A 24,495-nucleotide genomic window follows, 5' to 3' on the forward strand; every position below is an offset into this window, starting at 1 on the left:
CAACAGATTGATTTGATTGACTCTTGATTGGCTGAAGTTGAGTTTGCAAACCTTTAGGAGGTACGTATGAAAAAGGCTTTTGCGAAAATGTTGATCGTGGTTGCGGCCGCGCTGCTGATCGGCGCTCCGCAGGCCGCCCAGGCGGACGATCTGAAGGGCGACCTGGAGATCTTCTCCTGGTGGGCCGGTGACGAGGGTCCGGCTCTGGAAGCGTTGATCGACATCTACAAGAAACAGCATCCCGGCGTGAACGTGATCAACGCCACCGTGACCGGCGGTTCCGGCGTCAACGCCCAGGCCGTGCTCAAGACCCGCATGCTCGGCGGTGAGCCGCCGGACTCCTTCCAGGTCCACGCTGGCCAGGAGCTCATCGGCACCTGGGTCAAGGCCGACCGCATGGAAGACCTGACCCCGCTGTTCAAGGAGCAGGGCTGGATGGAAGTCTTCCCCGAAGGCCTCATCAAGCTCATCGGCACCGACAAGGGCATCTGGTCCGTGCCGGTCAACATCCACCGCTCCAACGTCATGTGGTACGTGCCCGCCAACCTGCAGAAGTGGGGCGTGGCCGCTCCCAAGACCTGGGACGACTTCTTCGCCGCCGCCGACAAGCTGAAGGCGCAGGGCGTGGTGCCCCTGGCCCTGGCCCAGAACTGGACCGCCAACCACCTGTGGGAATCCGTGGCCCTGGCCGCCATGGGCGCGGACAATTGGGACGCCCTGTGGGCGGGCAAGCTGTCCTTCGATTCTCCGGAAGTGGTCAAGGCGTGGGAACTGTTCGGCAAGGTCCTGCAGTACACCAACTCGGACGCCCCCTCCCTGTCCTGGCAGCAGGCCACGGACATGGTCGTTGACGGCCGCGCGGCCTTCAACGTCATGGGCGACTGGGCGGCCGGCTACATGTCCACCACCAAGAAACTCGCCCCCGGCACCGGCTACGGCTGGATCGCCTCCCCGGACACCACCGGCACCTTCATGTTCCTGGCCGACTCCTTCGGCCTGCCCAAGGGCGCCCCGCACCGCGACAACGCCGTTGCCTGGCTGAAGGTCCTGGGCTCCAAGGAGGGCTCCGACGCCTTCAACCCGCTGAAGGGCTCCATCTCGGCCCGCAAGGACTCGGACCTGTCCAAGTACAACGCGTACTCCCAGTCCGCGGCCAAGGATTGGACCGGTGACCGCGTGGTCGGTTCCCTGGCCCACGGCGTGGCCGCCAACGACACCTTCAAGAACGGTTTCGCCTCCATCATGGAGATGTTCCTGAAGACCAAGAACCCCCAGGCCGCTTCCAAGGCGTGCGCGCAGCTCGCCAAGAAGGCCGGCATCTAGTTTGAGAATATGAACCAGCCGCGCCGCGCCGGGAATATCCCCGGCGCGGCCCGGCCCGACACACCGGATTTGCTTATGCGGGAAGCCTCGCTCGACAAGTTGAAAGCGTTCCTGACGCTCCTGCCGTCCATGATCCTCATCGGCGTCTTCGTCTACGGGTTCATCGGCGACACCATCTGGACCTCCATGACCGACTGGGGCGGAGGGACCGCCATGGCCTTTGCCCCGGAAAAACATTTCATCGGCCTGGAGAACTATATCGACCTGTTCACCGGGTTCCTGGGCAGCGGATTCCGCCAGGACCTGGTCAACGCGGTCTACTATTCGATCATGCTCCTGGCCGGGGCCGTGGGACTGGGCATGTTCATCGCCATCCTGCTCGACCAGAAGCCCAGGGGCGAGGACCTGTTGCGGACCATCTTCCTCTATCCCATGTCCCTGTCGTTCATCGTCTCCGGGACCATCTGGCGCTGGCTGCTCGCCCCCCAGGGCGGGGTCAACGTCCTGCCCAAATATTTCGGCTTCGAGCCCCTGACCTTCAAGTGGCTGTCCAGCCAGTCGGCCGTCCTGGTCTTCAACTGGCAGGACATCCTGCGCATCCTGCTCTACATCGCGGCCTTCATCCTGATCCTGGTCGGCGTGTTCATGCTGCGCAAGAACCAGGCCAAGGCCATCAAGCGCTGCCTCCTGCCCGGCATCCTCATCGGGGGATTCGTCTGGCTGTTCGGCGGGATCATCCCCGACGCCCTGTTCATGGAGGAGGAGCACGGCTTCAACCTGGCCACGCTCGGCATCATCATCGCGACCGTCTGGCAGTATTCCGGCTACACCATGGCCCTGTACCTGGCCGGATTCAACGGCATTTCCCAGGACCTGCGCGACGCGGCCATGCTCGACGGCGCTTCCAACGTGGCCTACTACCGGCACGTGGCCATCCCCATGCTCAAGCCCATCACCATCTCGGCGGTGATCATCCTGTCGCACATCTCGCTGAAGATGTTCGACCTGATCTTCGCCATGACCGGTCCGGACAACGCGGCCACCGGCCATCCGGCCCTGACCATGTACCTGACCACCTTCCGGGGCAACGAGTTCGCTAGGGGCGCGGCCATCGCCATCGTCCTGTTCCTGGTGGCGGCCATGTTCATCGTGCCCTACCTCGTCGGCCAGTACCGGCAGCAGGGGAGGCGCTAGATGACCGCCCGCAAGCTCACCCTCGGCAACGTGTTTCTCTACGGGACCCTGGTCCTGCTGGCGCTCTTCTTCCTCATGCCCGCCTACATGGCGGCCGTGACCGCGCTCAAGATGCCCTCGGAGATCAACCTGCCCACGGCCTGGGAATGGCCGTCGGTCATCAACTGGTCCAGCTTCTCCCAGGCCGTCGACAAGCTCAGGCCCGACTTCATCAACTCCATCATCCTGACCATCTGCGGGACCATCGGCTCGACCATGCTCGGGTCGCTCAACGGCTACGTCTTCTCCAAGTGGAAGTTCAAGGGTTCGGACGTGATCTTCACCCTGTTCCTGTTCGGCATGTTCATCCCGTACCAGGTCATCCTGATCCCGCTGTTCCAGACCCTGCGGGCCATGCACCTGTACGGCGGCCTGCCCGGCCTGATCCTGGCCCATATCGTCTACGGGCTGCCCATCACCTCGCTCATCTTCCGCAACTTCTACGCCCAGATACCGACCGCGCTCATCGAGTCGGCCCGGCTGGACGGCGCGGGCTTCTTCTCCATCTACCTGCGCATCGTCTTTCCCCTGTCCATCCCGGGTTTCGTGGTCACGTCCCTGTGGCAGTTCACCCAGATCTGGAACGAGTTCCTCTGGGGCATCTGCCTGACCCGGAGTACGGCCAGGCCCATCACCGTGGGGCTGGCCAACCTGGCCGGGGGCCAGGCCGTGACCTGGAACCTGCCCATGGCCGGTTCCATCCTGGCGGCGCTGCCGGTTTTGGCTATTTACATCTTCCTCGGGAGATACTTCATACGCGGACTTCTTGCGGGCTCTGTGAAGGAGTAGGGCGTGGGTCGGGAGGCGGCTTCCGATAGCGGCGCATCTGCACATTTTTTCCAGGGGGCTTTCATCCTCACGTAGACGGCTACGCTGCGGTGAAAGCCCCCTGGAAGAAAATGCACAGCTGCACCACTCTCGAAAGCCTATCCCCAGGACGTTAGAGCGGCAGGGAAGAGAGAGCCGCTGTCGGGTGCCTGCGGCATCCGAAACGCTCCAGGAAGAATAGAAAACAAGAGTCCTTCGACCCGATGTTGAGTTGGAGGACTTTTTCGTGTTCTCATTCCCCGCGAAGCGGCGATAACAAGTTTCGTAAAGGATGATGATGGGGGAAGAGGTTATGGGAAGCTCTTTTCCTCCTTACGTAGACGGCTACGCTGCGGTGAAAGCCCCCAGGAAGAAAATGCACAGCTGCACCACTCTCGAAAGCCTATCCCCAGGACGTTAGAGCGGCAGGGAGGAGAGAGCCGCTGTCGGGTGCCTGCGGCACCCGAATCGCTCCAGAAGAATAGAATAAGAGGCCTTCGACCATGGTTGGGTCGGAGGCCATTTTGTTGTGAATTGCCCCGCGGAGCGGCGATACAAAGTTTAGGAAAGGATGGGGATGGGGGTCCGGGGGAAGGGGAAGGAAAGCCCTTTTCAAAGGGTTTTCCTTCCCCTTCCTCCGGCCGCCGGAGGCAAAAAAAGACCCGGACGGGGGTCCGGGCCTTGGGTGTATCTGATTGGTCGGGGCTGGTTAGTTGCGATTGCGGTCTTCTTCGTCGTTCGAACGGTCGTCCTTGCTCTCCGAGACGTTTTCGTCCCACAGCCCGCAGCTGTGATCGATGCAGGAGAGGCACGGTCCGGGATAATCCATGTTGGGCATAGTGTCCTCCAAGGTGGTGGTATGGGAATGGCCCGGCATCAATGGTCGAGCTGATTATACATGAACATATGTGATAAATAATCACGGAACCGCCCTTGGCAAGGGCGGGGCGAAAAAAATGTATGGATCGGACGGCTAGGCGTGTTTCTGACAGTATTTCAAGAACTTCTGGGCCTCGACAAAGGCGGGGTTGATCTTCAGGGCCCGTTCGAGGTTGCTGACGCAACTGTCGCTGTGGCCCTTTTCGTAGTAGACGCGGGCCAGGTTGAAGTAGACGTTCTCGTCGGTGTCCACGATCTCCAGGGACTTCTCGTAGTAGCGGATGGACTCGTCGTAGTGGCCGTTCTTGCGCAGGGAGATGCCGAAGGAGTTGAACTTCTGGCGGAACTCGAAGGAGAAGGCCTCGTCCAGGCCGAGCAGGGTGTCCAGGACCTTCTTGAGCTTGTCGAAGTCCTTTTTCTCGGAATAGACCTCGCCCAGGCCGTAGTTGGCCTCGACGTTCTTGTCGTCGATCATCAGGGCCTTGAGGAACTGCCGTTCCGCCTCGTCCAGGTCGCCCTTGACGAAGGCCTCCTGGCCCATCTCGATCTTGCGGCGCAGGGTCTCCAGGGCCGGGACCGTGTGCACCCGGTAGTAGGTCGGCTCCGGGGTGTACTGTCGGAGGAAGTCCAGCTCGGCGAGGATGCTGCGCACGCCCGAGGGCACGTGATGGGCGTTGAGGGGCTGAATCTCGAACTGGTCGGGGGAAAGCTGGCGAGCGTACCAGTAGGTGATGTTGTCGTGCCGGGCCGCGGTGCCGCCGGTGCCCACTTCGGCCGCGAGTTGCAGTGAGTATACGCCGAGAATGGCCGGATAATCGTCCAAGACTCCCATCTCCCTTGTTGGTCGGTTCCCGTGACGTGTCGTCAGACGTCAAACTAGTGCAGGTCCTGGCATAGATCAATACTTATTATCCGCCGGGGCCGGTCAACGAGCCGAAAAAAGGCCCTTGGGAGGGCCTTTTTGTCGTGGATCCGCACTCGGTTAGTCGCAGGGCTTCCAGGGCTCGTTGACCTTGCGGTCAAACCCCCTGAGCGGGATGTTTTCGGGCAGCAGGGGCGAGACCAGGGGGGTGAAGGGCTCGTAGTTGTAGACCACGGCCACCTCGGCCAGCTGGCAGGGCGCGCCGGGGTCGTTGTCGATGCCGTCGCCCGAGGCCTGGACGTCGGGCCAGGAGCGCACGGAGATTTCGATGTTGGCCTGGTTCAGGGTGGTCAGCCCGGCCTCGGTGGCCGCGATGATGTCGTCCAGGCGGGTGCCTTCGTCCGCGCCCCGGCCCGTGGCCGCGAAGCGCGCGCCCATCTGGGCGGCCTTCTGCACCGTGACCCAGGCGTAGACCGCGTTGCCGCCCTCGATCACGGCCATGACCAGCATGAACAGGATGGGCAGGATCAGGGCCGTTTCCACGGCGGCCAGCCCTGCGCGGCGGGAGCGCTTTCGGTTCTTCAGCATGATGAAACCTCCCTTAGAGCAGTCGCCAGCCCAGCTGCTTGCCGATCTGCTTGAAGATGTCGGGGATGTCGTACACGGACGGGGCGTCGAAGTAGTGGTCGTCGGTGCCCGCCTTGCTTGAGGCGATCTCCTTCATCAGGTTGATGTCGGTGGTGTCCGAGGAGCCGAAGCGGATGGAGAATATCTCGATGCCCGCGTCCTTGGCCAGTTGCGCCTCGCTGAGCATGTCCGCGTTGAGCACGCCGCCGTCGTTGCAGTGGGCGGTGTCCACGCCCATGCCGTAGTAGGCGTTGGTCCAGTAGTTGTTGGGCCGGTAGGTGGCGCGGTAGGTGCCGCCGCATTCGCCGTCCTCGGTGTCGCCGTCGGTCAGCACGATCATGATCTTGCGGAAGTCTTCCTTGCTCCCGGCCTGGGTGAAGGGCGCATCAGGGGTGAGGATGTTCCGCCCCCACTTGATGCCCTCGGAGATGACCGTGCCCGAGGCCGCGCCCGTGGCGGTCTGGGAACCTATGGCCGCGATGATCGTGCTCTTGTTCTTGCTCAGGGGCAGGACCGTCGGGATGTCCGAGCAGGTGTCCAGGGTGATGTAGCGCTTGTAGTAGTAGGGCAGGGCGTTGTACTCGTCCATGAACTCCTCGTTGATGCCGGTGTTCAGGGAACCGTCCGCGTTGACGCAGCCCTCGGCGTAGCCGTCCACGGCCTCGCCCAGGCGGATCTTGCCGCGGAAGGGCACCAGGCCGACCTTGGTGTCGGGCGTGGTCCCGTCCGGAATGAGCAGGTCGGTCAGCTCCTCGGAGGCCTGCTTGACCAGGTCGATGGGCGTGCCCTTCATGGAGCCGGAGTTGTCGATGACGAAGACCACCTCGAGCTTGTTGAAGCCCGCCATGGCGCTGGCCTCCACGGTCTTGTCGGCCATGCCCAGGACCTCCATGAGGAGCATCCTGACCTCGGCCTGGGCCGTGACCTTGACGCTGCGGATCTCGGTGCCCGCCGAAATTTCCGTGACCACGGCCTCTTCCATGTTGGTCTCGACCATGTCGTTCACGGCCTGGGTGACGATGCCCTTGGACAGGTCGGGGTCGTAGGGCAGTTCGAGGCTGCCCGCCAGGGCGCCCGCGTCCACGGCCGCCTGTAGCCGGGTGTGGGTCATGTACATGTTGCCCATGTCCACGGCGATGCCCGCCACTCCGAGGAGCACGGGCAGCAGCAGGGCCATGATGGCGCTGGTGGAGCCCCGCCGCCTAGGGGAGCGGCATGGTTGTCTGCGCGACGAACGTGAGGGGTTCATCGTTGCCGAACAGTCCGTTGCCGTCCTGGGATCCGAAGATGTCGTAAACATAGGAAACCTCTACTGTGACGGTGTTGTCTGCGGGGTTGGTGGTCACGTTGGTGGACAGTTTGTCGGGATCGAGATCGGCCACAACGGCGGCCACCAGGGCCGCCACGTCGGAGGACTCGCCCTGGGTGACCACGCGCCGGGCGCCTTCGCGGCTGGCTTCCACCAGGGAGGAGTATGTGTGCATGGCGTTGCCGCCCTGCATCAGAAGCAGGATCAGGAGCGCCATGATGGGAACCAGCAGGGCGAACTCCACGGCGGCCATCCCCCGACGCCTTACGTCTCTCTTTCTCATTCCCGTTCTCCTTGCATTCCAAAATTGGTCCGGCGGAAGGCCGGGTACCCCGAAGGAAGCATTGTGCGTGCCAAGGCGTAATGGGGTGCCCGGAAAGGTGGAAACAACCTCCCGCATCAACAAGATAAATTTTTTTTGTGACCCATGTCGGCAAACGTTCGTAATGAAGGTGTGAAACAGGGAATATCTATTTTTTGTGGATGGACGGACCCGATTCGTGTAGGGTGGTCTTCACGCGGGAACAACACGATCAGGGAGCAGACCTGTGGCCGAGAAAATACTTGTGGTCGATGACGACCGTGCCTTCCAGGGCATGCTGGTCGAAGCGCTGGCCGACAAGGGCTATGTGGTGGAGACCGCGGCGAGCGCCGAGGAAGGCATAAAGAAGGCCGGGGCGGGGCGCTTCGATCTCATCCTGCACGACATCCAGCTGCCCGGCATGTCCGGGCTCGAGGCGCTCAGGCACCTGGCCGAAGTCTCCCCGGGCGTGGACGTCATCGTCATGACCGGCTACGGCTCCAAGGAGACAGGGGTCACGGCCATGCAGCAGGGGGCCTACGATTATTTCGAGAAGCCGTTCTCCCTGCGCGAGATGGAGGTGGTGGTCGGCCGGGCCATGGAGAGGCGCCGCCTCCAGGAGGAGCTGGCCGAGCTGAAACGGCACGGCGGGTCCAGCCCCCTGAACAACATCATCGGCCACAGCGCGCCCATGATGGCGGTCAAGGAGCGCATCAGCCGGGTGGCCGAACTGAACGCGGACGTGCTCATCATGGGCGAGACCGGTACCGGCAAGGAGCTGGTGGCCGATACCATCCACGTCCTGTCCGCCCGGGCCAAGGCCCCGTTCGTCAAGATCAACTGCGCGGCCATCCCGGAAAACCTCATCGAGTCGGAGCTGTTCGGCCACGAGAAGGGGGCCTTCACCGGGGCCACGAGCATGAAGCAGGGCAAGTTCGAGCTGGCCAAGGGCGGCTCGCTCATGCTCGACGAGATCGGCGACATGCCCCTGCACCTGCAACCCAAGCTGCTGCGCGCCGTGGAGCAGAAGCAGGCCGAGCGCGTGGGCGGGGCCAAGCCCATCCGCTACGACGTGCGCATCATCGCGGCCACCAACCAGGAGCTGGAGGAGCGGGTCCGGGACGGCGGGTTCCGCAGCGATCTATACTATAGACTGAATGTGGCCACCCTGATCCTGCCCCCCCTGCGCGAGCGCAAGTCCGACCTGCCGCAGCTGGCCGAGTTCTTCCTGGACCGGGCCAACAGACGGCTCGGCACGGACATCGCCGGGGTCTCGTCCGAGGCCATGGAGATATTCTTCAACTACGACTGGCCGGGCAACGTGCGCCAGTTCGCCAATGCCGTGGAGCGCGCGGCCATCTTCTGCACCTCCTCCCGGATCACCCCGGCCGAGGTGGACCAGGCCTTTTCCAATACCCGGCCCGCTACGGACAGCGGAATCTGCGTGCCCACGGGTGAGGGACTGCCCCTGAAACAGGCCCTGACCGAGTACGAGAAGGCCCTGATCGAAAACGCCCTCCGGGCCTGCGGCGGGGTCCAGACCGAGGCCGCCACCGCCCTGGGCGTGTCCGCCAAGAACCTCTGGAACAAGCTCAAGAAGCACGACATCGACCCGGTATTATTCAAGAAATAGCTGTTCGAAGGGCGGTCCGCCCAGCCTTCCCGTCCGCCCGGAAGCGGGAACATGTCCACATTTTATGGTCCTCCGGGACCCGGAAAATCCCCTCAAACAGGGGATTTTCGCGTTTTCAGACCCTGAAAACGCGTCCCGGCCAGCCCCTGCACAAGACTATCCATAAAAAATAGATACGTATAACAAGCTTGATTTGTTGGCGAAACGAATGCTCATTCCGGAGCGATCGCGCCCAGGCGCTCCACAATTCATGGATTGTAAGCCTCCGGCAGGGGTGCCGGATCGTGTCTGGCACGGACCGTTTGCCGGAATTTAAATTTTATTTCCAATTATACAGGGATGTTGCAAACTATTTTTCAGATTGTTTTTCGCTGTGGCACGCGGGTTGCTCAATGGAGGGCGTGGCTGGTGCTGAAAGGCACAAAACAAATTTAGCAGACGAATTTAAACCAAGGAGAACGACAATGACCAAGCTGATGAACCTCATCCGTGACGAAGAAGGCGCTACCGCCATTGAGTACGGCCTGATCGCCGCCCTGATCGCCGCCGGTATCGTGGCCGCCACCTCCGCCCTGGGCGACCAGGTTGTGAGCACCTTCGACTACATCACCGGCCAGATGTCCGCCGCGACCACGACCGGTTCCTAGGAAGAAGAGAAGCTAACCGTTTAACGGAAGCAGCCAGAGCAGCCGAACCGGGGCTTTCGGGATGGTCCCGTAAGCCCCGGTTTTGTCTCCGGGGGAAAGCGGAGACGACACGCGGCCGGTCCGGCACCTCGGGGGAACCATGGATATTCTGATCGTCATCGCACTCGCGACCGCCCTGGTGACGGCCACCGTCACCGACATCCGCAACCAGCGCATCTACAATTGGCTGACCCTCCCGCTCATCCTGACGGGACTGGTCGCGCACACCGTTTTCGGCGGTTTCGCCGGGCTGAAGTTTTCGGCCGCCGGTTTCGCCCTCGGGTTCGCGGCCATGGCCCTTCCGTATTTCATGGGCGTCATGGGTGCGGGCGACGTCAAGCTTATGGCCGGCGTCGGCGCATGGCTCGGCGTGGAAGCGACCTTCACCGCCTTCCTGTTCACCTGCATCGCGGGCGGCGTCTACGCCCTGGCCGTCCTCGCCTTCCATCGGGAGATTCTCAAGCGGGTCCTGCGCAACATCACGGCCACCTTTTCCGTGTTCATGGCCAGCCGGAAGTTCGACTTCGCCCCCGTCACTGCGGAAAACGCCATGCCGAGACTGTGCTACGGCGTGGCCATCGCCGTTGGAACCGTGGTCGCCATGGCCCTCTTCGCCTGGCAGACCGGGTCCGTGTACCCCGGCTATTAAAGGAGGCCCGGCATGAGCAAGTCCACCAGAGCCCTTGTCCAGATCACCCTGTCCCTGTTCCTCGCGGTCATCGCGGGCGTGATCATCTTCAAGTGGACCAACGGCGTGAAGCAGGCCGCCCCGACGGCGGTCGTGGAAAACACCGTGCCCGTGGTCGTGGCCAAGACCGACCTGGGACGCGGCGTCAAGCTGACCGAGGACATGCTCGAAATCCGCAAGTTCACCCAGGACTCCCGTCCCTCCGGCGCCTTCGCCGAGGTCAAGCAGGTCGAGGGCCGGGTGCTCAACCAGACCGTGGGCATGGGCGACGCCCTGACCCCCCTCAAGCTTGCCGACAAGTCCATCATGGGCGGCGGCGTGTCCGCGCTGATCACCCCCGGCAAGCGAGCCATGGCCGTCAAGGGCAACGAGGTCATGGGTCTGTCCGGCTTCGTCCGTCCCGGCGACCGGGTGGACGTCATCGTCTCCCTGACCGTGGGCCGCAATGAAAAGCCGGTGACCAAGCTGGTCCTGGAACAGATCAAGGTCATCGCCACCGGCACCCAGCTGACCCCGCCCAACGAGGAAGGCAAGGTCGCGTCCGTGGGCGTGTACACCCTGGAGCTGACCCCGGCCGAGTCCGAACGGCTCGCCCTGGCCTCCACCCAGGGGACCCTGCATTTCGCCCTGCGCAACGAGCAGGACAACGCCGACGTGCGGACCATCGGGACCACGGTGCCCCAGACGCTGGCCGCCCTGCGGCCCAAGCAGACGACCCCGAACGTGCGACGGACCCGGCGGAACATCAGCATAGAAATCATCACCGGTACGAACCGCTCGACGGTCAAGTTTTAGGAGCAGGCGCCATGAAGAACGCAAGAACCATACAGTATACCCTGGTCGTCCTGCTTGCCTGCCTGGTCGTGCTGACCGCCACCGTGGCCTGGGCCCGCGTGGTCAAGTCCGACAAGCCGGACATGATCTCCATGATCATCGGCGAGTCCACGGTCATCACCACGGACCAGAACGTCAGCCGCATCACGCTGGGCTCGGACACGGTCTGCTCCATCGTGGTCATCTCCCCGACGCAGATCTACCTGACCGCCAACGAGATCGGCTCCACCACCCTGACCCTGTGGACCGGAGACCGTGTCTCCGAGATCTACGACATCGCCGTGGACCCGGACACCACCCGGCTGAAGCGGATGATCTACGAGCTGCTGCCCCAGGAGAACAACGTCCGCGTGCTGACCAGCGGCAACTCCATCACCCTGTCCGGGCAGGTGTCCAACGCCACCAGCCTGTCCTCGGTGCTCTCCCTGGCCGAGGCGGCCGCTCCGGGCCGCGTGGTCAACCTGCTCAGCGTGGACGGCATCCAGCAGGTCATGCTCGAGGTGCGCGTGGCCGAGATGTCCCGCTCCGTGACCAAGCGGCTGGGCCTCAACTTCGCGGCCATCGGCTCCAACTTTTCCATCTACTCGATCATCAACAACCTGACGAGCTACAACAACGAGGACAACGTCTTCGAGCTGACCGACAACATCAACCTGGCCGGCAGCTACGTCAGCGGCAACACCACCATCCACGGCATGGTCGATGCGCTCAAGTCCAACGGCCTGGTGCGCATGCTGGCCGAGCCGAACCTGACCTGCGTGTCCGGCGAGGCGGCCGAGTTCCTGGTGGGCGGCGAAGTGCCCATCCCCATGCCCAGCGCGCTGGGCACCGTGGGCATCGACTACAAGCCCTTCGGCATCGCGCTGAAGTTCACGGCCACGGTCATGTCGTCCGGCCGGATCAACCTCCAGGTCAACCCCGAGGTGTCCGAGCTCGACTACTCCAAGGCCCTGTCCGTGTCCGGCTACGAGATTCCGACCATCTCCACCCGCCGCGCCAACACCGTGGTGGAGCTGGGCGACGGCCAGTCCTTCGTCATCGCCGGTCTGATCAGCGACTCGCTCAAGGAAAACGCGCACAAGTTCCCGGGCCTGGGCGAAGTCCCCGTGCTCGGGTCCCTGTTCAGCTCCAAGGATTTCAACTCCAACAAGACCGAACTGGTGGTCCTGGTCACCGCCCACCTGGCCAAGCCCGTGGACATGGCCACCCAGACCCTGCCCACGGACGGGTTCCGTGAGCCGGACGACCGGGAATTCTACCTCTTCGGGCTGTTGGAGGGACAGGGAGGTTCCAGCGGGAGCGGAACCCCCAAGACCGTTGCCAAGGGCGCCGCCGATCCGGGTACCGTGATCCGTCCCGAATCCGGCTTCGACGGGGAATTCGGCCACTCCTGGCCCAACTAGAGACCGCAGGTGCGAGGAAACGTCATGCGTAACATTATGATCTGCACCGCCATGCTGGGCGTCATGCTCCTGGCCGGATGCGGGACCCTGTTCGAGGGCAAGCAGAGCACGCCGGAATTCGGCAGCTCGGTGCACATGGCCGTGGCCGGTCAGACCGCCAATCCCGAGGCCGGAGGCGACGCCCCGGTGGTCGGACTGGACGGCAAGTACGCGGCCGAGGCCATGAAGAAGTACCAGAAGGGCCCCAGGGAAAAGAGCGATGCCAAGACCGAATCCACCTTCGGCGTGGTCGAGGTCCAGTGATGAACGGCCGCGAGCGCCATGCCGTGCGCAGACCCCCGAAGGGGTTGGCGCTTGACCGGAGAATGTTTGCAACCAACCGGCACGACGGGGAAAACGGCGACCACCTGATCGCCGTTGTCGGGGCCGAATAGCAGGAGACAGGGGAAAGGGGGAACCATGAACAACAGAGTGATACCCATATCGCTGGCCGTCATAGACCGGGAGCAGCGGGATCGTCTGGAAAAGATGATCGCGGCCAACCCCATGGTCCGTCTGGTCGGCGACGACGCCGAAGAGATGGGCGTGCTCATCTACGAGCCCGGCGACTCCGTCGAGGAGGACATGCCGCACATCATCCACGCCCTGGAATCGGGACAGGCCGAGGACGTCTACCTGGCCGGCGACGTGGCCGACCCCGAGATCCTCATCCGGGCCATGCGCAGCGGCATCCGCGAATATCTCAAGTTCCCCGTGGAGGAGAACGACCTGCGCGCCGCGGTCATGCGCACGGCCATGCGCCTGAGCCTGACCGTGGACGACACGGACAAGGGCCGCATCCTCACGGTCCTGGGCTGCAAGTCCGGCGTGGGCACCACCACCCTGGCCGTGAACCTGGCCTGCGCCCTGAACGAGCGCGAGCCCGGCCGCACCGTGCTCCTGGACCTGCACGCGCCCATGGGCGAGATTCCCTATTTCCTGGACCTCAAGTACGACTACACCTGGGGCGACCTGGTGGCCGACATCTCCCGGCTGGACGCCACCTACCTGCGCAGCGTCATCGCCGAGCACGAGTCCGGCCTGCACGTCCTGCCCGCTCCGGGCGCGGGCGAGCGCCCCGACGACCACACCCTGGTCCTGATCCTTGAACAGCTCCGCCAGAGCTACGACTTCGTGGTCGTGGACGCGGCCACCCCGGACGAGGACGAGCTGCCCAAGGAAGTGGAGCTGGCCGATTCCATCCTCATGGCCATGCAGCTCTCCCTGCCGTGCCTGGCCCGCGTCACCCGGCTGACCGAGTCCCTCGCGGGGCAGGACCCGGACGCGGACCGGCGCCTGCGCCTGGTCGCCAACCGCGTGGTCCGCAACGGCTCCATCGGCGTGCCCGAGGCCGCCGAGGTCCTGGGCCGCGAGATCGCCTGGACCCTCCCCGAGGACGGGGAGACCGTGCTTTCCGCCCTGAACCAGGGCACCCCCGTGGTCCAGGCCTTTCCCAAGTCCGCCGCGGCCAAGGGGGTGCAGGCCCTGCTCAAGGGGCTGGCTCCCCGTGAGAAGAAGGCCCACAAGAAGCTCTCCCTGCCGTTCTCCTCGTTCTTCCGCAAGAAGGGCAAGAATTCGGACACCAACGACAACCTGGCAGGAGCGGCGTTATGAACCTCGCGGAACGACTGAATCGAAACGCGGCGCGGCGCTCCGCCCCGGCGGCCCCGGCTCCGGCCCCGGCCCCGGCCAAGCCCAAGGCCAAGGTCCAGCCCAAGGTGGTCAAGGTCGAGGCGGCGGAACACTATTTCGACATCAAGACGCGCATCCACGACCGGCTCATCGACATGATCGACCTGTCGCTCCTGGACTCCCTGTCCGAGACCGAGATGCGCAGCGAAATCTCCAAGGTCACCGAAGGGCTGCTCTGGGGCGAGTTCCGCAATGCGCCCCTGAACCTGGCCGAACGCAAGCGCATGCTCTCCGAGATCCAGGACGAGGTCATCGGCCTGGGACCGCTCGAACCCTACGTCCAGGACCCCACGGTCAACGATATCCTGGTCAACGGGTACAAGCAGATCTACGTGGAGCGTTCGGGCAAACTCGAGCTGACCCCGGCCCGGTTCAAGGACGACGACCACCTGCGCAAGATCATCGACCGCATCGTCTCCCTGGTGGGACGGCGCATCGACGAGTCGCAGCCCCTGTGCGACGCGCGTCTGCTCGACGGCTCGCGCGTCAACGCGGTCATCCCGCCCCTGGCCATCGACGGGCCCTCGCTGTCCATCCGTAAGTTTTCCAAGGACCCCCTGGAAGTGGCCGACCTCATCGGCTTCAACTCCCTGACCCCGGAGATGGCCCTGCTCATGAAGGGCATCGTCCAGTCCCAGCTCAACGTGCTCATCTCCGGCGGCACCGGCTCGGGCAAGACCACGCTGCTCAACTGCCTGTCGCGCAACGTGCCCGAGGACGAGCGCATCGTGACCATCGAGGACGCGGCCGAGCTGCAGCTCAAGCAGGATCACGTGGTCCGGCTGGAGACCCGCCCGGCCAACATCGAGGGACGCGGCGAGATCACCATGCGCGACCTGGTCAAGAACTGCCTGCGTATGCGTCCGGACCGGATCATCGTCGGCGAGGTCCGTTCGGCCGAGGCCCTGGACATGCTCCAGGCCATGAACACCGGTCACGACGGTTCCCTGACCATCATCCACGCCAACACGCCCCGCGACGCCCTGATGCGTCTGGAGACCATGATCTCCATGGCCGGGCTGAACCTGAATCCCCTTTCCATGAAGCGCTACATCTCCTCGGCCATCGACGTCATCATCCAGGCCACCCGCCTGGTGGACGGCACCAGAAAGGTCATCTCCATCCAGGAAGTGACCGGCATGGAAGGGGAGATGATCACCATGCAGGAGATCTTCGCCTTCGAGCAGACCGGCCTGACCCACGACGGCAAGGTGGAGGGCTACTTCACCGCCCGGGGCATCCGCCCCAAGTTCGCCGAAAAGCTCGAGCGCATGGGCTTCCCGTTCCCCATGGACACCTTCAACGTCACCCCCAGACCCCCGAAGAACAAGGAGTAGGCCATGTCCATGACACTGATCATCGCGGCAGCGGCCGTGCTCATCGTCTTCCTGCTGGTCATGGGCATCGGTTCGCTCATGCAGTCCGGCTCGGACAAGGCCGAGCGCCGGGTCAAGGATCGCCTCCGGGCCATGGCCCTGACCGCGGACATCGACGCCGCCTCCGTGGACCTGGTCCTGCGCGAGGCCGCCATGAGCGAGGTGCCGCTGTTCAACCGGTTGCTCGAGAGCATGCGCTGGTCCAGCAACCTCAGCCGCCTGCTCTACCAGGCCGACGCCAAGGGTTCGCCGGGCGTCTACCTCCTGCTGTGCATGCTCCTGGCCGTCATCGGCTTCTACGCCGGGTCCTTTTCCGGCAAGATATGGGTCTCCCTGGCCGGGGCGATCATGCTCGGCTACCTGCCCATCTGGATACTCCAGGGCAAGAAGCGCAAGCGCATGGACCGCTTCCAGAAGCAGCTGCCCGAGGCCCTGGACCTCATGGCCCGCGCGCTCAAGGCCGGACACACCTTCGGCGGCGGCATGCGCATGGTGGCCGACGAGTTCGACGGCCCCATCGGCCCCGAGTTCGGCAAGACCCTGGACGAGATCAACTACGGCATGGACGTGGACCGCGCCCTGAGCAACCTCCAGTCGCGGGTGGACTGCCCGGACCTGAAGTTCTTCGTGGTCTCGGTGAACATCCAGCGCGAGACCGGCGGCAACCTGGCCGAGATCATCGCCAAGATCGCCGCCCTGGTGCGCGAGCGGTTCGCCCTGTTCGGCAAGATCCGCGTCCTGTCCGCCGAGGGCCGGGTGTCCGCCTACATCCTCATCGCCCTGCCGTTCCTGCTGACCGGCATCCTGTACGTGGTCAACTCGGACTACATCAGCCTGCTGTGGACCCGCGAACTGGGCCAGAACATGGTCTGGGGCGCGGCCATCTCCATGATCATCGGCGCGGCCATCATCCGCAAGATCATCAAGATCAAGGTGTAGGGAGGCGACCATGGACATCCAGATAGTTCCCCTGTTCGCCGCGGGCATCGGTTTCGTCTCCGTGCTCCTGGCCGGTTACGGCCTCCTCGGCTACCTGAGCGGCGCCAGCGACTCGGCCAAGCTCAAGGAGCGGGTCTCGGGCACGACCGTCAAGCGGTCCGATGCCCTGACCGCCCCCCTGGGCAACGCGGTCAAGTCCGTCGTGGACTTTTTCGGCCGGCTGGGCACCAAGATCGGCCCCACCGAGACCGAGGAGATCGACAAGGGCCGCCTGCGCTTGATCCAGGCAGGCATGCGCAAGCCCGATTCCTACAAGATCTTTCAGGGCCTCAAGGGGTTCCTGGCCGTGGGGTTGGCCGGCGGCTTCCTGCTCGTCCGCTTCCTGTTCATTGAGGACATGTCCATAGCCATGACCGCCTTCGGCACGGTCACCCTGGCCGCAGTGGGCGTGTACGGACCCGAGTACTGGCTGAGCAAGAAGATCAACCGGCGCAAGTTGGCCGTGGGCGACGAACTGCCCGACGCCCTCGACCTCCTGGTGGTCTGCGTGGAGTCAGGCATGGGCCTGGACCAGGCCGTGGACCGCGTCTGCCAGGAGATGAAGAACTCCGGCCCGATCATCAGCTCCGAATTCAAGCTGCTCACCCTGGAGCTGCGCGCGGGCAAGGCCCGCATCGACGCCCTGCGCTCCCTGGCGGAACGGGTGGGGCTGGACGACCTGAACAGCCTGACCTCGCTGCTCATCCAGGCCGACGCCTTCGGCATCAGCGTCGGCCGGACCCTGCGCGTCTACTCGGACGCCATGCGCGTCAAGCGCTCCCAGCGCGCCGAGGAAAAGGCCGCCAAGATGCCCGTACTGCTGCTTCTTCCGCTTGTGGCGTTCATCCTCCCGACCCTGTTCGTGGCCATCCTCGGACCGGCGGTGATCATGAGCATGGACATGTTCCTCAAGATGAACAGTCATTAGGGCTAAGAGCCAAGGAGACCGTCATGAAAAAGCTTTCCATCATCGCGATAACGATTTTCGCAGGCGTGGTCCTGTCCGGCTGCATGGGCAAGTCCTACGACGACAAGACCTTCGATGAACTGGCCTACGGCGAGGGCTCCGCGGTCAACCTGACCAGCGAGCAGCACGAGCAGGTGGGCGACGGCTACGTCCGGCGCGCCAAGCCCGAGATGGCCCTGGTCCACTTCAACAAGGCCATCGAGCTGGACGGCGACAACCTGGACGCCCGGGTCAAGCGCGGCGAGCTGCTGGTCGATCAGGGGCTGGACGAGCAGGCCCTGGCCGAGTTCACCAAGGTCCTGGAAAAGGACCCGAACCACGCCATCGCCAACGAGGCCGCTGGCTGCGTGTATTTCCGCTCCGGGCTGTACGACGAGGCCGAGGCGCACCTGATCCGCGCCGTGGAGCTCAACCCCATGCTCTGGAAGGCCCACAACTTCCTGGGCATCATCTACGACCGCAACCGCGACTACGACAAGGCCGCCAAGGAATTTTCCGCCGCCCTGGAACTGCACCGGGGCAACGGCGTGGACGAGATCTACAACAACCTGGGCGTGGTCCACATCGCCCGCAAGCAGTACGCCCAGGCGGTGGAGACCTTCCGCCAGGCGCTCCAGGCGGGCGGCGTGTCCTCCCGGACCTACAACAACCTCGGCCTGGCCCTGGCCCGTATGGGCCGTCTGGACGAGGCTCTCGAATCCTTCAAGTACGCCGGCGGCGAAGCCAAGGCCAACAACAATCTCGGATACGTCCTCCTGACGGAGAACCAGCCCGCCCAGGCGGCGCCCTATTTCGAGAAGGCCATCGAGCTGTCGCCCAACTACTACGTGAAGGCCGCCGACAACCTGAAGCGCGCCCGACTGGCGGCCCGCTTTCAGGAGATCGGCACCCAACTCAGCGGTTCCACCCCGAACCCTCTGCTTCGTACGTCCTTCCCCGACGTGAAGCAGAACCCCGGCGAGCCTGCGGCATCTCCCGCGTCCGCAGGCTCGCCTCCCCCTCCCGTCAAGGCCGTCCAGGCGGTCCTGAACGAGCAGGGTTCCGGGGACAAGAACATAATTCCCAGGGAAAAGACCTACGGGCTGCACATCAGCTCCTGGCACAACGAGAAGAACGCCCTGCTTCAGTGCGAAGACCTCAAGAAGCAGGGGTTCGAGACCTGGATCAACCAGGTGGACCTCGGCGACAAGGGCGTCTGGTATCGCGTCCTGGTCGGCAAGTTCTCCTCGGTCCGGGAAGCCCGCGCCGAACGGCCCGACGTGCTGACCATCCTCAACCTGGACAGCGCCCCGATCTTCGAGCGCGAGGACCCCGAGCCCGTGGTCTCGGCCCAACTCTAGCAACGGCACAACGTCTTGACAGGCACCGGCCCGTGCAGCACCCCGGACAGGCGGCCCCGAGCCGACTGCTCCGGGGTGCCTGCGTAATGGAGGAACCTTCCCTTTTTCAGCGGATTTCCGTATGTTTCCCGGAAGACATGAGGCCCCCGACCCGGCCCGAACCTTCGGAGAGATGAACTTGCCAGCCGACCGCACCCAGCGCTTTCGCGTCCTCGCCGTGGATCACGACGAGTCCATGCTCACGCTCTACCGCGACATCCTCTGCTTCGAGAGCGAGGAGCCGTCCGCCCTGGAGGCCCTGTTCGACGACGACGCCCGGCTGCCGTCCCGCGAGGAGATCGCCGAGGACGCGGCCCGGCCGGTCTTCGAGGTGGTCCAGGCCCCGGACGCGGCGGGCGGGCTCAAGGCCATGGACCGGGCGCTGGCCGAGGGTGCGCCCTTCGCCATCGCGCTCATCGACATCCAACTGTCCGACCTGGGCGAGGCGCTGGGGGGCATCGACCTGGCCGAAGCCCTGCGCGGCCGGGACCCGTACATGGAGATCGTCCTGCTCTCGGCCCGCCACAAGGTGCCGCTCAAGGAATTCAACAAGCGTGTCCAGCCGCCCGAGAAGCTGCTCTTCGTCCAGAAGCCGTTCCGCTCGCCCGAACTCAAGCAGATCGCCCTGTCCCTGGGCTCCAAGTGGGACGCCGAGAACCGGCTGCGGGACCTGAACGAGACCCTGGCCTCCAAGGTCGAGGCCCGGACCAGCGAACTCAACGCGGCCAACCGGCGGCTTCGGCTCGACATCGCCAAGCGCGCCGCGGTCCTGCGCGAGCTCAAGGCCTCGGAGCAGCGCTACCGGCTGCTCTTCGAGAAGAACATCACCGGCAATTTCGCGGCCGACGCCGAGGGGGCCATCCTGGACTGCAACGCGGCCTTTGCCGAGATGTTCTCCTTCGCCCTGCCCGAGGACGCCCTGGGCGCGAACATCTTCGACCTCTGGGACCGGGCCGGGGGCGGGGAGTCCCTGCGCGACCTGCTGGCGGCCGGCGGGCGGGTGTCCAACCAGGAGGTGGTCTTCACGCGCGGCCCCCTCAAGCGCCACCTGATGGTCAGCTGCGACACCGTGACCGACGACGAGGGCGGGCAGGAGGAGCTGCGCGGCTACCTGTTCGACATTTCCGAGCCCAAGCGGCTGGAGGACCAGCTGCGCCAGGCCCAGAAGATGGAGGCGCTGGGCACCCTGGCCGGGGGCATCGCCCACGACTTCAACAACATCCTCGGCGTGATCCTGGGTTACGCCGAGATCATCGAGTCCGGGGCCGAGCCGGACTCCGGCCTGGAGCGGCGCATCGGGGAGATATCCCGGGCGGGCCGGAGGGCGCGCGACCTGGTCACCCAGATCCTGAATTTCTCTCGCCAGGGCCCCCAGGAACGCCACGCCATGACCCTGACCCCGCTGATCAAGGAGGCCCTCAAGCTGCTCCGGTCCAGCGTGCCCTCCAACGTGGGCATCGTTACCCGGTTCGAGACCGACCGCGACCAGGTCATGGCCGACGCCACCCAGATGCACCAGATCCTGCTCAACCTCTGCGGCAACGCCGCCCACGCCATGCAGGAGACCGGCGGGACCATGACCATCACCCTGGCCGACGTGCACCAGGACGACCCGGTGCTGCCGCCCGAGGACCTGGGCAAGGCCGAACGGTTCGTGCGGCTGACCGTGGCCGACAACGGGCCGGGCATCGACCCGGACGTGGCCGGGCGGGTCTTCGACCCCTTCTTCACCACCAAGAAGCAGGGGGAGGGCACGGGCATGGGGCTGGCCATGGTCCACGGCATCGTCAAGCGGCACGACGGCTATCTGGAGCTGGAGAACCGTCCGGGCCAGGGCGCGACCTTCCACGTCTTCCTGCCGCGCAGCTCCGAGGTGGCCCGGCGCGAGGCGGACATCCCGTCCGACCTGGTCTTCCGCGAGGGGCGCATTCTGTTCGTGGACGACGAGAAGCCGCTCACGGACATCGGCCGCGAGATGCTCGAGTCCTGCGGCTTCGAGGTGGTCACCCGGACGTCCAGCATCGAGGCCCTGGAGGCTTTCAAGTTCCGGGCCCGCGACTTCGACCTGATCATCACGGACCAGTCCATGCCGAACATGACCGGCATGGAGTTCGCCCGCGAGGTCCTCAAGATCCGGCCCGACATCCCGATCATCCTGTGCACCGGGTTCTCGGACGCCGTGTCCTACGAGCGGCTGCGCGACGTGGGCATCGGCGACTTCATCATGAAGCCGATCCTCAAGCACGACCTGATGGCCTCCATCAGCCGCCTGCTGGGCGGGGAATAACCGCCGTTCCGGCCGGAGAAACCCGGCCCCCACCCCCATGAAACGTCAGGGGCCGGAGTTCGCTTCGGCCCTTTCTCTTCGGCGCCGCCGGGAAAGCCTCCGTGAAACCGGGCGATTAGAAATATCTATTGAATCCATCGATGACAACGGACGCTCAATAGACGGTATCAATTTGACAGAACGGTGACGCGGATACCAGGGTGTCAGGGACCGGAAAAGGACAACCCATGAAAATCGATACCGTTTTTGAGCAGGGGACCGGCCCGCTGAACGAGGACTTTTTGGTGGTGGACAAGAACCTGTTCGGCGTGTTCGACGGGGCCACCAGCCTGTCCCCGGCCCGGTTCGGCCACGGCCTGACCGGCGGCTACCTGGCCGCGACCATCGCCGGGAGCGCCTTCCACGGCAGCGGCCTGCCCCTCGACGAGCTGGCGGAGCGGGCCAACCGGGCCATCCTCGACGGCATGGTCGGGCACGGCGTGGACCTGGACGACCGGGCCAACCTGTGGTCCACCAGCGCGGCCGTGTGCCGGGTGGAGGCGGACCGCTTCGAGTGGGTCCAGATCGGCGACTGCCTGGTCATGACCCTGCACGAGGACGGCAGCCACCGGGTGCACTGCGCCGAATTCAACCACGACCTTGAGACCCTGACACTGTGGCAGGAGGTCTCCTGCGGAAGCGACGGGCCGATCCTCGACGTCCTGCACGACCAGATCGTCAAGGTGCGTCGGGGCATGAACGTGACCTACGGCGTGCTCAACGGCGAACCCGCGGCCATGGATTTCCTGAACACCGGCTCCCTGCCCCTCGACGGGATCACGGACATCCTGCTCTTCACCGACGGCCTGTTCATCCCCAAGCGCGATCCGGGGGAGCGCGAAAATTTCGACCTGTTCGCCGACCTGTTCCGGGCGGGCGGGCTCAAGTCCGTCCGGGACCACGTCCGGAGCACGGAAGCGGGTGACGCGGCATGCACCCTCTATCCCCGGTTCAAGGTTCACGACGACATGGCGGCCATTTCCGTCGCGCTGTAGGCCGGGCGGGGCCTGCCCGCGGGACGTCACAACAACACATTGGAGGAATGCGATGAAACGGATTTTCTGTCTGCTGTCCAGCCTGGCGGTCGTGGCGCTGTGCGCCGCCACCGCGTTTGCCGGGAAACTTGAGGACAAGGTGGTGGTCTATTCCACCCACGGCGAGTCCCTGCTGGAGGTCGTGGCCGACGCCTTCGAGGCCAAGACCGGCGTGGCCGTGGAGTTCCTGAACCTCAAGGGCGAGCTGGCCGACCGGGTGCGCGCCGAAAAGGCCAACCCCCAGTCCGACGTCATGTACGGCGGCCCGTCCTCGGTTTACCAGGAGTTGCAGGCCGAGGACCTGTTCGCGTCCTTCACGCCCACCTGGGCCGCCAAGGTGAACCCCCTGTTCAAGGACAAGGACGGCTACTGGATCGGCACCATCCAGACCCCGGTGCTGCTCTTCTACAACACCGAGATGCTCACCGCCGCCGAGGCCCCCAAGGACTGGAAGGACCTGGCCGATCCCCGGTACAAGGACATGCTGGTCTTCCGCAACGCCCTGTCCTCGTCGGCCCGGGCCACCTATTCCGCCCTGTTGCAGCAGTACGAGAAGAAGGGCGAGCTTGACAAGGGCTGGGCCTTCCTCAAGGGCGTCGACGCCAACACCAAGCGCTACTACGGTAGCGGCTCCCTCCTGTTCCAGGCCGTGGGCCGCAAGGAGGCCGCCATCAGCTTCTCGGTGCTCAACGACATCATCGACAACAAGACCAAGAACAAGATGCCGCTGCAGTTCATCGACGCGGCCAGCGGCTCCCCGGTCATCACCGACGGCATCGCGGTGATCAACAACGCCAAGCACCCCGAGGCGGCCAAGGCCTTCGTGGAGTTCGCGGGCAGCGCCGAGATCCAGGCCCTGCTGGCCCAGAAGTTCAACCGCATGCCGACCCTGCCCGACGCCCTGGCCGGGGCCCCGGAGTGGATGGGCCAGGTCACGTTCAAGGCCATGGACGTCAACTGGGGCGAACTGGCCTCCCGCCAGTCGGCCTGGATGCAGAAGTGGGACGCCGAGATCAAGGATTCGGCCAAGGACAAGAAGTAGCGGGGCCCCTGCCATGGACGAAGTGGTCCTCCGGGGGGTGACCAGGACCTTCGGCGCGACCACGGCCTGCGCCGACGTGGACCTGGCCGTGGCCCGTGGCGAACTGTTCACCTTCCTGGGGCCGTCCGGCTGCGGCAAGACGACCATCCTGCGCCTGATTGCGGGGTTCCTGACCCCGCAGTCGGGCGTCATCCTGCTGGGCGGCCGGGACATCACCCGGCTGCCCCCCGAGAAGCGGGAGGTGGGCATGGTCTTCCAGAACTACGCCCTGTTCCCGTACCTGACCGTGGCCCGCAACGTGGAGTACGGCCTGCGCGTGCGCCGGCGGTCCAAGGGCGATATCCGCTCCACCGTGGCCCGGTACCTGGACATGGTCGGCCTGTCCGGCTTCGAGGAGCGGCGCATCGACGAGCTGTCCGGCGGCGAGCAGCAGCGGGTGGCCCTGGCCCGCTCCCTGGCCGTGGAGCCGCGCGTGCTCCTCCTGGACGAGCCGCTGTCCAACCTGGACGCCCGGCTGCGCGACCACACCCGCGAGGAGCTCCGCCGCCTGCAACGGGAGCTGGGCATCACCACCATCTTCGTCACCCACGACCAGAACGAGGCCCTGACCCTGTCCGACCGCATCGCCGTGTTCGACCGGGGCAGGGTGGTCCAGACCGGCACCCCGGCCGAGATATACGGCCGCCCGCGCAACGGCTTCGTGGCCGGGTTCGTGGGCGACACCAACCTGTTGGAGGCGGCCTGGCGAGACGGTCTGGCCGTGACCCCGGAGGGCCTGACCGTGCGCGCCGAGAGCGCGGGGCCGGGCCGGTATGTGGCCGTGCGGCCCCAGGACGTGCGCCTGTCCCCGCTCGGGAACGCGGGGTCCGCCCCCGCCCCCGACGACAACGTCTTCGAGGGCGTGGTGGAGGACGCGCAGCTCAACGGGGTGTGGATCGACTACCTGGTCCGGGTGGGGGCGACGCGGCTGCGCGCCGCCGCCCTGAACACCGTGACCGACGCCTTTGCGCCGCGTCCGGGCGAGCGGGTGCGCGTGTCCTTTGCGGCCCGCGCGGCCATGGTCCTGGAGGCTTAGGG

At 64.8% G+C, this 24,495-nt stretch carries 23 protein-coding genes; 18 read left to right on the forward strand and 5 right to left on the reverse strand.

Annotated elements, in window-relative coordinates; translation table 11 throughout:
• Nucleotides 1-66: 66 nt before the first annotated feature.
• The 3 genes from DND132_RS14825 (at nt 67) to DND132_RS14835 (ending at nt 3,345) form a co-directional block, all read left to right on the forward strand.
• Nucleotides 67-1,323, forward strand: a complete 1,257-nt coding sequence (locus tag DND132_RS14825; RefSeq protein WP_014323568.1) for an ABC transporter substrate-binding protein — start codon at nt 67-69, stop codon at nt 1,321-1,323.
• A gap of 75 nt (nt 1,324-1,398) precedes the next feature.
• Nucleotides 1,399-2,517, forward strand: coding sequence for a carbohydrate ABC transporter permease (locus DND132_RS14830; protein WP_041915822.1), 1,119 nt, complete (start codon nt 1,399-1,401; stop codon nt 2,515-2,517).
• Complete coding sequence (locus DND132_RS14835; protein ID WP_014323570.1) at nt 2,518-3,345, forward strand: carbohydrate ABC transporter permease; 828 nt, start codon at nt 2,518-2,520, stop codon at nt 3,343-3,345.
• A 727-nt stretch (nt 3,346-4,072) separates the two neighbouring features.
• Here the strand turns inward: DND132_RS14835 and DND132_RS18895 are convergent.
• The 5 genes from DND132_RS18895 to DND132_RS14855 all read right to left on the reverse strand — a co-directional run bounded on the left by DND132_RS18895 (nt 4,073) and on the right by DND132_RS14855 (nt 7,323).
• A complete protein-coding gene (locus tag DND132_RS18895) occupies nt 4,073-4,201 on the reverse strand; it encodes a hypothetical protein (protein ID WP_014323571.1) in 129 nt (42 codons plus the stop codon).
• 135 nt (nt 4,202-4,336) lie between these two features.
• Nucleotides 4,337-5,074 (reverse strand): tetratricopeptide repeat protein, encoded by a 738-nt coding sequence (locus tag DND132_RS14840; protein WP_014323572.1) that lies wholly within the window; start codon nt 5,072-5,074, stop codon nt 4,337-4,339.
• A 150-nt stretch (nt 5,075-5,224) separates the two neighbouring features.
• Complete coding sequence (locus DND132_RS14845; protein WP_014323573.1) at nt 5,225-5,692, reverse strand: TadE/TadG family type IV pilus assembly protein; 468 nt, start codon at nt 5,690-5,692, stop codon at nt 5,225-5,227.
• 13 nt (nt 5,693-5,705) lie between these two features.
• Nucleotides 5,706-6,980 (reverse strand): TadE/TadG family type IV pilus assembly protein, encoded by a 1,275-nt coding sequence (locus DND132_RS14850; RefSeq protein WP_081475954.1) that lies wholly within the window; start codon nt 6,978-6,980, stop codon nt 5,706-5,708.
• Nucleotides 6,934-7,323, reverse strand: a complete 390-nt coding sequence (locus DND132_RS14855; protein WP_014323575.1) for a TadE/TadG family type IV pilus assembly protein — start codon at nt 7,321-7,323, stop codon at nt 6,934-6,936. The genes DND132_RS14850 and DND132_RS14855 overlap by 47 nt, the downstream gene beginning before the upstream one ends.
• Before the next feature lie 265 nt (nt 7,324-7,588).
• Here DND132_RS14855 and DND132_RS14860 point away from each other — a divergent pair, with 265 nt between their 5' ends.
• The 15 genes from DND132_RS14860 to DND132_RS14930 all read left to right on the forward strand — a co-directional run bounded on the left by DND132_RS14860 (nt 7,589) and on the right by DND132_RS14930 (nt 24,493).
• On the forward strand, nt 7,589-8,974 hold the full coding sequence (locus tag DND132_RS14860) for a sigma-54-dependent transcriptional regulator (protein ID WP_014323576.1): 1,386 nt from the start codon (nt 7,589-7,591) through the stop codon (nt 8,972-8,974).
• Nucleotides 8,975-9,438: 464 nt separating this feature from the next.
• The gene (locus DND132_RS14865; protein WP_014323577.1) at nt 9,439-9,621 is read left to right on the forward strand and encodes a Flp family type IVb pilin; all 183 of its coding nucleotides are present in this window, start codon (nt 9,439-9,441) and stop codon (nt 9,619-9,621) included.
• A 139-nt stretch (nt 9,622-9,760) separates the two neighbouring features.
• Nucleotides 9,761-10,309, forward strand: coding sequence for an A24 family peptidase (locus DND132_RS14870; protein ID WP_014323578.1), 549 nt, complete (start codon nt 9,761-9,763; stop codon nt 10,307-10,309).
• A 12-nt stretch (nt 10,310-10,321) separates the two neighbouring features.
• Entirely contained in the window at nt 10,322-11,143 is an 822-nt protein-coding gene (cpaB, locus tag DND132_RS14875; protein WP_014323579.1) for a Flp pilus assembly protein CpaB, read from the forward strand.
• 11 nt (nt 11,144-11,154) lie between these two features.
• Entirely contained in the window at nt 11,155-12,585 is a 1,431-nt protein-coding gene (locus DND132_RS14880) for a type II and III secretion system protein family protein (RefSeq protein ID WP_014323580.1), read from the forward strand.
• Between the two features lie 24 nt (nt 12,586-12,609).
• Nucleotides 12,610-12,888 (forward strand): hypothetical protein, encoded by a 279-nt coding sequence (locus tag DND132_RS14885; RefSeq protein ID WP_014323581.1) that lies wholly within the window; start codon nt 12,610-12,612, stop codon nt 12,886-12,888.
• 156 nt (nt 12,889-13,044) lie between these two features.
• On the forward strand, nt 13,045-14,238 hold the full coding sequence (locus DND132_RS14890; protein WP_014323583.1) for a CpaE/TadZ family protein: 1,194 nt from the start codon (nt 13,045-13,047) through the stop codon (nt 14,236-14,238).
• Nucleotides 14,235-15,653 (forward strand): TadA family conjugal transfer-associated ATPase, encoded by a 1,419-nt coding sequence (locus DND132_RS14895; protein ID WP_014323584.1) that lies wholly within the window; start codon nt 14,235-14,237, stop codon nt 15,651-15,653. The genes DND132_RS14890 and DND132_RS14895 overlap by 4 nt, the downstream gene beginning before the upstream one ends.
• 3 nt (nt 15,654-15,656) lie before the next feature.
• Complete coding sequence (locus DND132_RS14900) at nt 15,657-16,631, forward strand: type II secretion system F family protein (RefSeq protein ID WP_014323585.1); 975 nt, start codon at nt 15,657-15,659, stop codon at nt 16,629-16,631.
• 10 nt (nt 16,632-16,641) lie between these two features.
• On the forward strand, nt 16,642-17,598 hold the full coding sequence (locus DND132_RS14905; protein WP_014323586.1) for a type II secretion system F family protein: 957 nt from the start codon (nt 16,642-16,644) through the stop codon (nt 17,596-17,598).
• Nucleotides 17,599-17,621: 23 nt separating this feature from the next.
• Entirely contained in the window at nt 17,622-18,977 is a 1,356-nt protein-coding gene (locus tag DND132_RS17835) for an SPOR domain-containing protein (RefSeq protein ID WP_014323587.1), read from the forward strand.
• 172 nt (nt 18,978-19,149) lie between these two features.
• Nucleotides 19,150-21,303: a response regulator gene (locus DND132_RS14915; RefSeq protein ID WP_041915824.1), complete on the forward strand. Its 2,154-nt coding sequence runs from the start codon at nt 19,150-19,152 to the stop codon at nt 21,301-21,303.
• 227 nt (nt 21,304-21,530) lie between these two features.
• A complete protein-coding gene (locus DND132_RS14920; RefSeq protein ID WP_014323589.1) occupies nt 21,531-22,337 on the forward strand; it encodes a protein phosphatase 2C domain-containing protein in 807 nt (268 codons plus the stop codon).
• 52 nt (nt 22,338-22,389) lie between these two features.
• Nucleotides 22,390-23,418, forward strand: a complete 1,029-nt coding sequence (locus DND132_RS14925) for an extracellular solute-binding protein (protein WP_014323590.1) — start codon at nt 22,390-22,392, stop codon at nt 23,416-23,418.
• A gap of 13 nt (nt 23,419-23,431) precedes the next feature.
• A complete protein-coding gene (locus DND132_RS14930) occupies nt 23,432-24,493 on the forward strand; it encodes an ABC transporter ATP-binding protein (RefSeq protein WP_014323591.1) in 1,062 nt (353 codons plus the stop codon).
• Nucleotides 24,494-24,495 lie beyond the last annotated feature (2 nt).

The sequence above is a fragment of the Pseudodesulfovibrio mercurii genome (genome assembly GCF_000189295.2).
In the GTDB taxonomy this organism is placed as follows: Bacteria; Desulfobacterota; Desulfovibrionia; order Desulfovibrionales; family Desulfovibrionaceae; genus Pseudodesulfovibrio; species Pseudodesulfovibrio mercurii.

What these genes read in the sequence shown, in the direction of transcription:
- DND132_RS14825 (WP_014323568.1), top strand. Translation starts at nt 67, where the DNA reads ATGAAAAAGGCTTTTGCGAAAATGTTGATCGTGGTTGCGGCCGCGCTG.
- DND132_RS14830 (WP_041915822.1), top strand. Translation starts at nt 1,399, where the DNA reads ATGCGGGAAGCCTCGCTCGACAAGTTGAAAGCGTTCCTGACGCTCCTG.
- DND132_RS14835 (WP_014323570.1), top strand. Translation starts at nt 2,518, where the DNA reads ATGACCGCCCGCAAGCTCACCCTCGGCAACGTGTTTCTCTACGGGACC.
- DND132_RS18895 (WP_014323571.1), bottom strand. Translation starts at nt 4,201, where the DNA reads ATGCCCAACATGGATTATCCCGGACCGTGCCTCTCCTGCATCGATCAC.
- DND132_RS14840 (WP_014323572.1), bottom strand. Translation starts at nt 5,074, where the DNA reads ATGGGAGTCTTGGACGATTATCCGGCCATTCTCGGCGTATACTCACTG.
- DND132_RS14845 (WP_014323573.1), bottom strand. Translation starts at nt 5,692, where the DNA reads ATGCTGAAGAACCGAAAGCGCTCCCGCCGCGCAGGGCTGGCCGCCGTG.
- DND132_RS14850 (WP_081475954.1), bottom strand. Translation starts at nt 6,980, where the DNA reads ATGAACCCCTCACGTTCGTCGCGCAGACAACCATGCCGCTCCCCTAGG.
- DND132_RS14855 (WP_014323575.1), bottom strand. Translation starts at nt 7,323, where the DNA reads ATGAGAAAGAGAGACGTAAGGCGTCGGGGGATGGCCGCCGTGGAGTTC.
- DND132_RS14865 (WP_014323577.1), top strand. Translation starts at nt 9,439, where the DNA reads ATGACCAAGCTGATGAACCTCATCCGTGACGAAGAAGGCGCTACCGCC.
- DND132_RS14870 (WP_014323578.1), top strand. Translation starts at nt 9,761, where the DNA reads ATGGATATTCTGATCGTCATCGCACTCGCGACCGCCCTGGTGACGGCC.
- cpaB (WP_014323579.1), top strand. Translation starts at nt 10,322, where the DNA reads ATGAGCAAGTCCACCAGAGCCCTTGTCCAGATCACCCTGTCCCTGTTC.
- DND132_RS14880 (WP_014323580.1), top strand. Translation starts at nt 11,155, where the DNA reads ATGAAGAACGCAAGAACCATACAGTATACCCTGGTCGTCCTGCTTGCC.
- DND132_RS14885 (WP_014323581.1), top strand. Translation starts at nt 12,610, where the DNA reads ATGCGTAACATTATGATCTGCACCGCCATGCTGGGCGTCATGCTCCTG.
- DND132_RS14890 (WP_014323583.1), top strand. Translation starts at nt 13,045, where the DNA reads ATGAACAACAGAGTGATACCCATATCGCTGGCCGTCATAGACCGGGAG.
- DND132_RS14895 (WP_014323584.1), top strand. Translation starts at nt 14,235, where the DNA reads ATGAACCTCGCGGAACGACTGAATCGAAACGCGGCGCGGCGCTCCGCC.
- DND132_RS14900 (WP_014323585.1), top strand. Translation starts at nt 15,657, where the DNA reads ATGTCCATGACACTGATCATCGCGGCAGCGGCCGTGCTCATCGTCTTC.
- DND132_RS14905 (WP_014323586.1), top strand. Translation starts at nt 16,642, where the DNA reads ATGGACATCCAGATAGTTCCCCTGTTCGCCGCGGGCATCGGTTTCGTC.
- DND132_RS17835 (WP_014323587.1), top strand. Translation starts at nt 17,622, where the DNA reads ATGAAAAAGCTTTCCATCATCGCGATAACGATTTTCGCAGGCGTGGTC.
- DND132_RS14915 (WP_041915824.1), top strand. Translation starts at nt 19,150, where the DNA reads ATGAACTTGCCAGCCGACCGCACCCAGCGCTTTCGCGTCCTCGCCGTG.
- DND132_RS14920 (WP_014323589.1), top strand. Translation starts at nt 21,531, where the DNA reads ATGAAAATCGATACCGTTTTTGAGCAGGGGACCGGCCCGCTGAACGAG.
- DND132_RS14925 (WP_014323590.1), top strand. Translation starts at nt 22,390, where the DNA reads ATGAAACGGATTTTCTGTCTGCTGTCCAGCCTGGCGGTCGTGGCGCTG.
- DND132_RS14930 (WP_014323591.1), top strand. Translation starts at nt 23,432, where the DNA reads ATGGACGAAGTGGTCCTCCGGGGGGTGACCAGGACCTTCGGCGCGACC.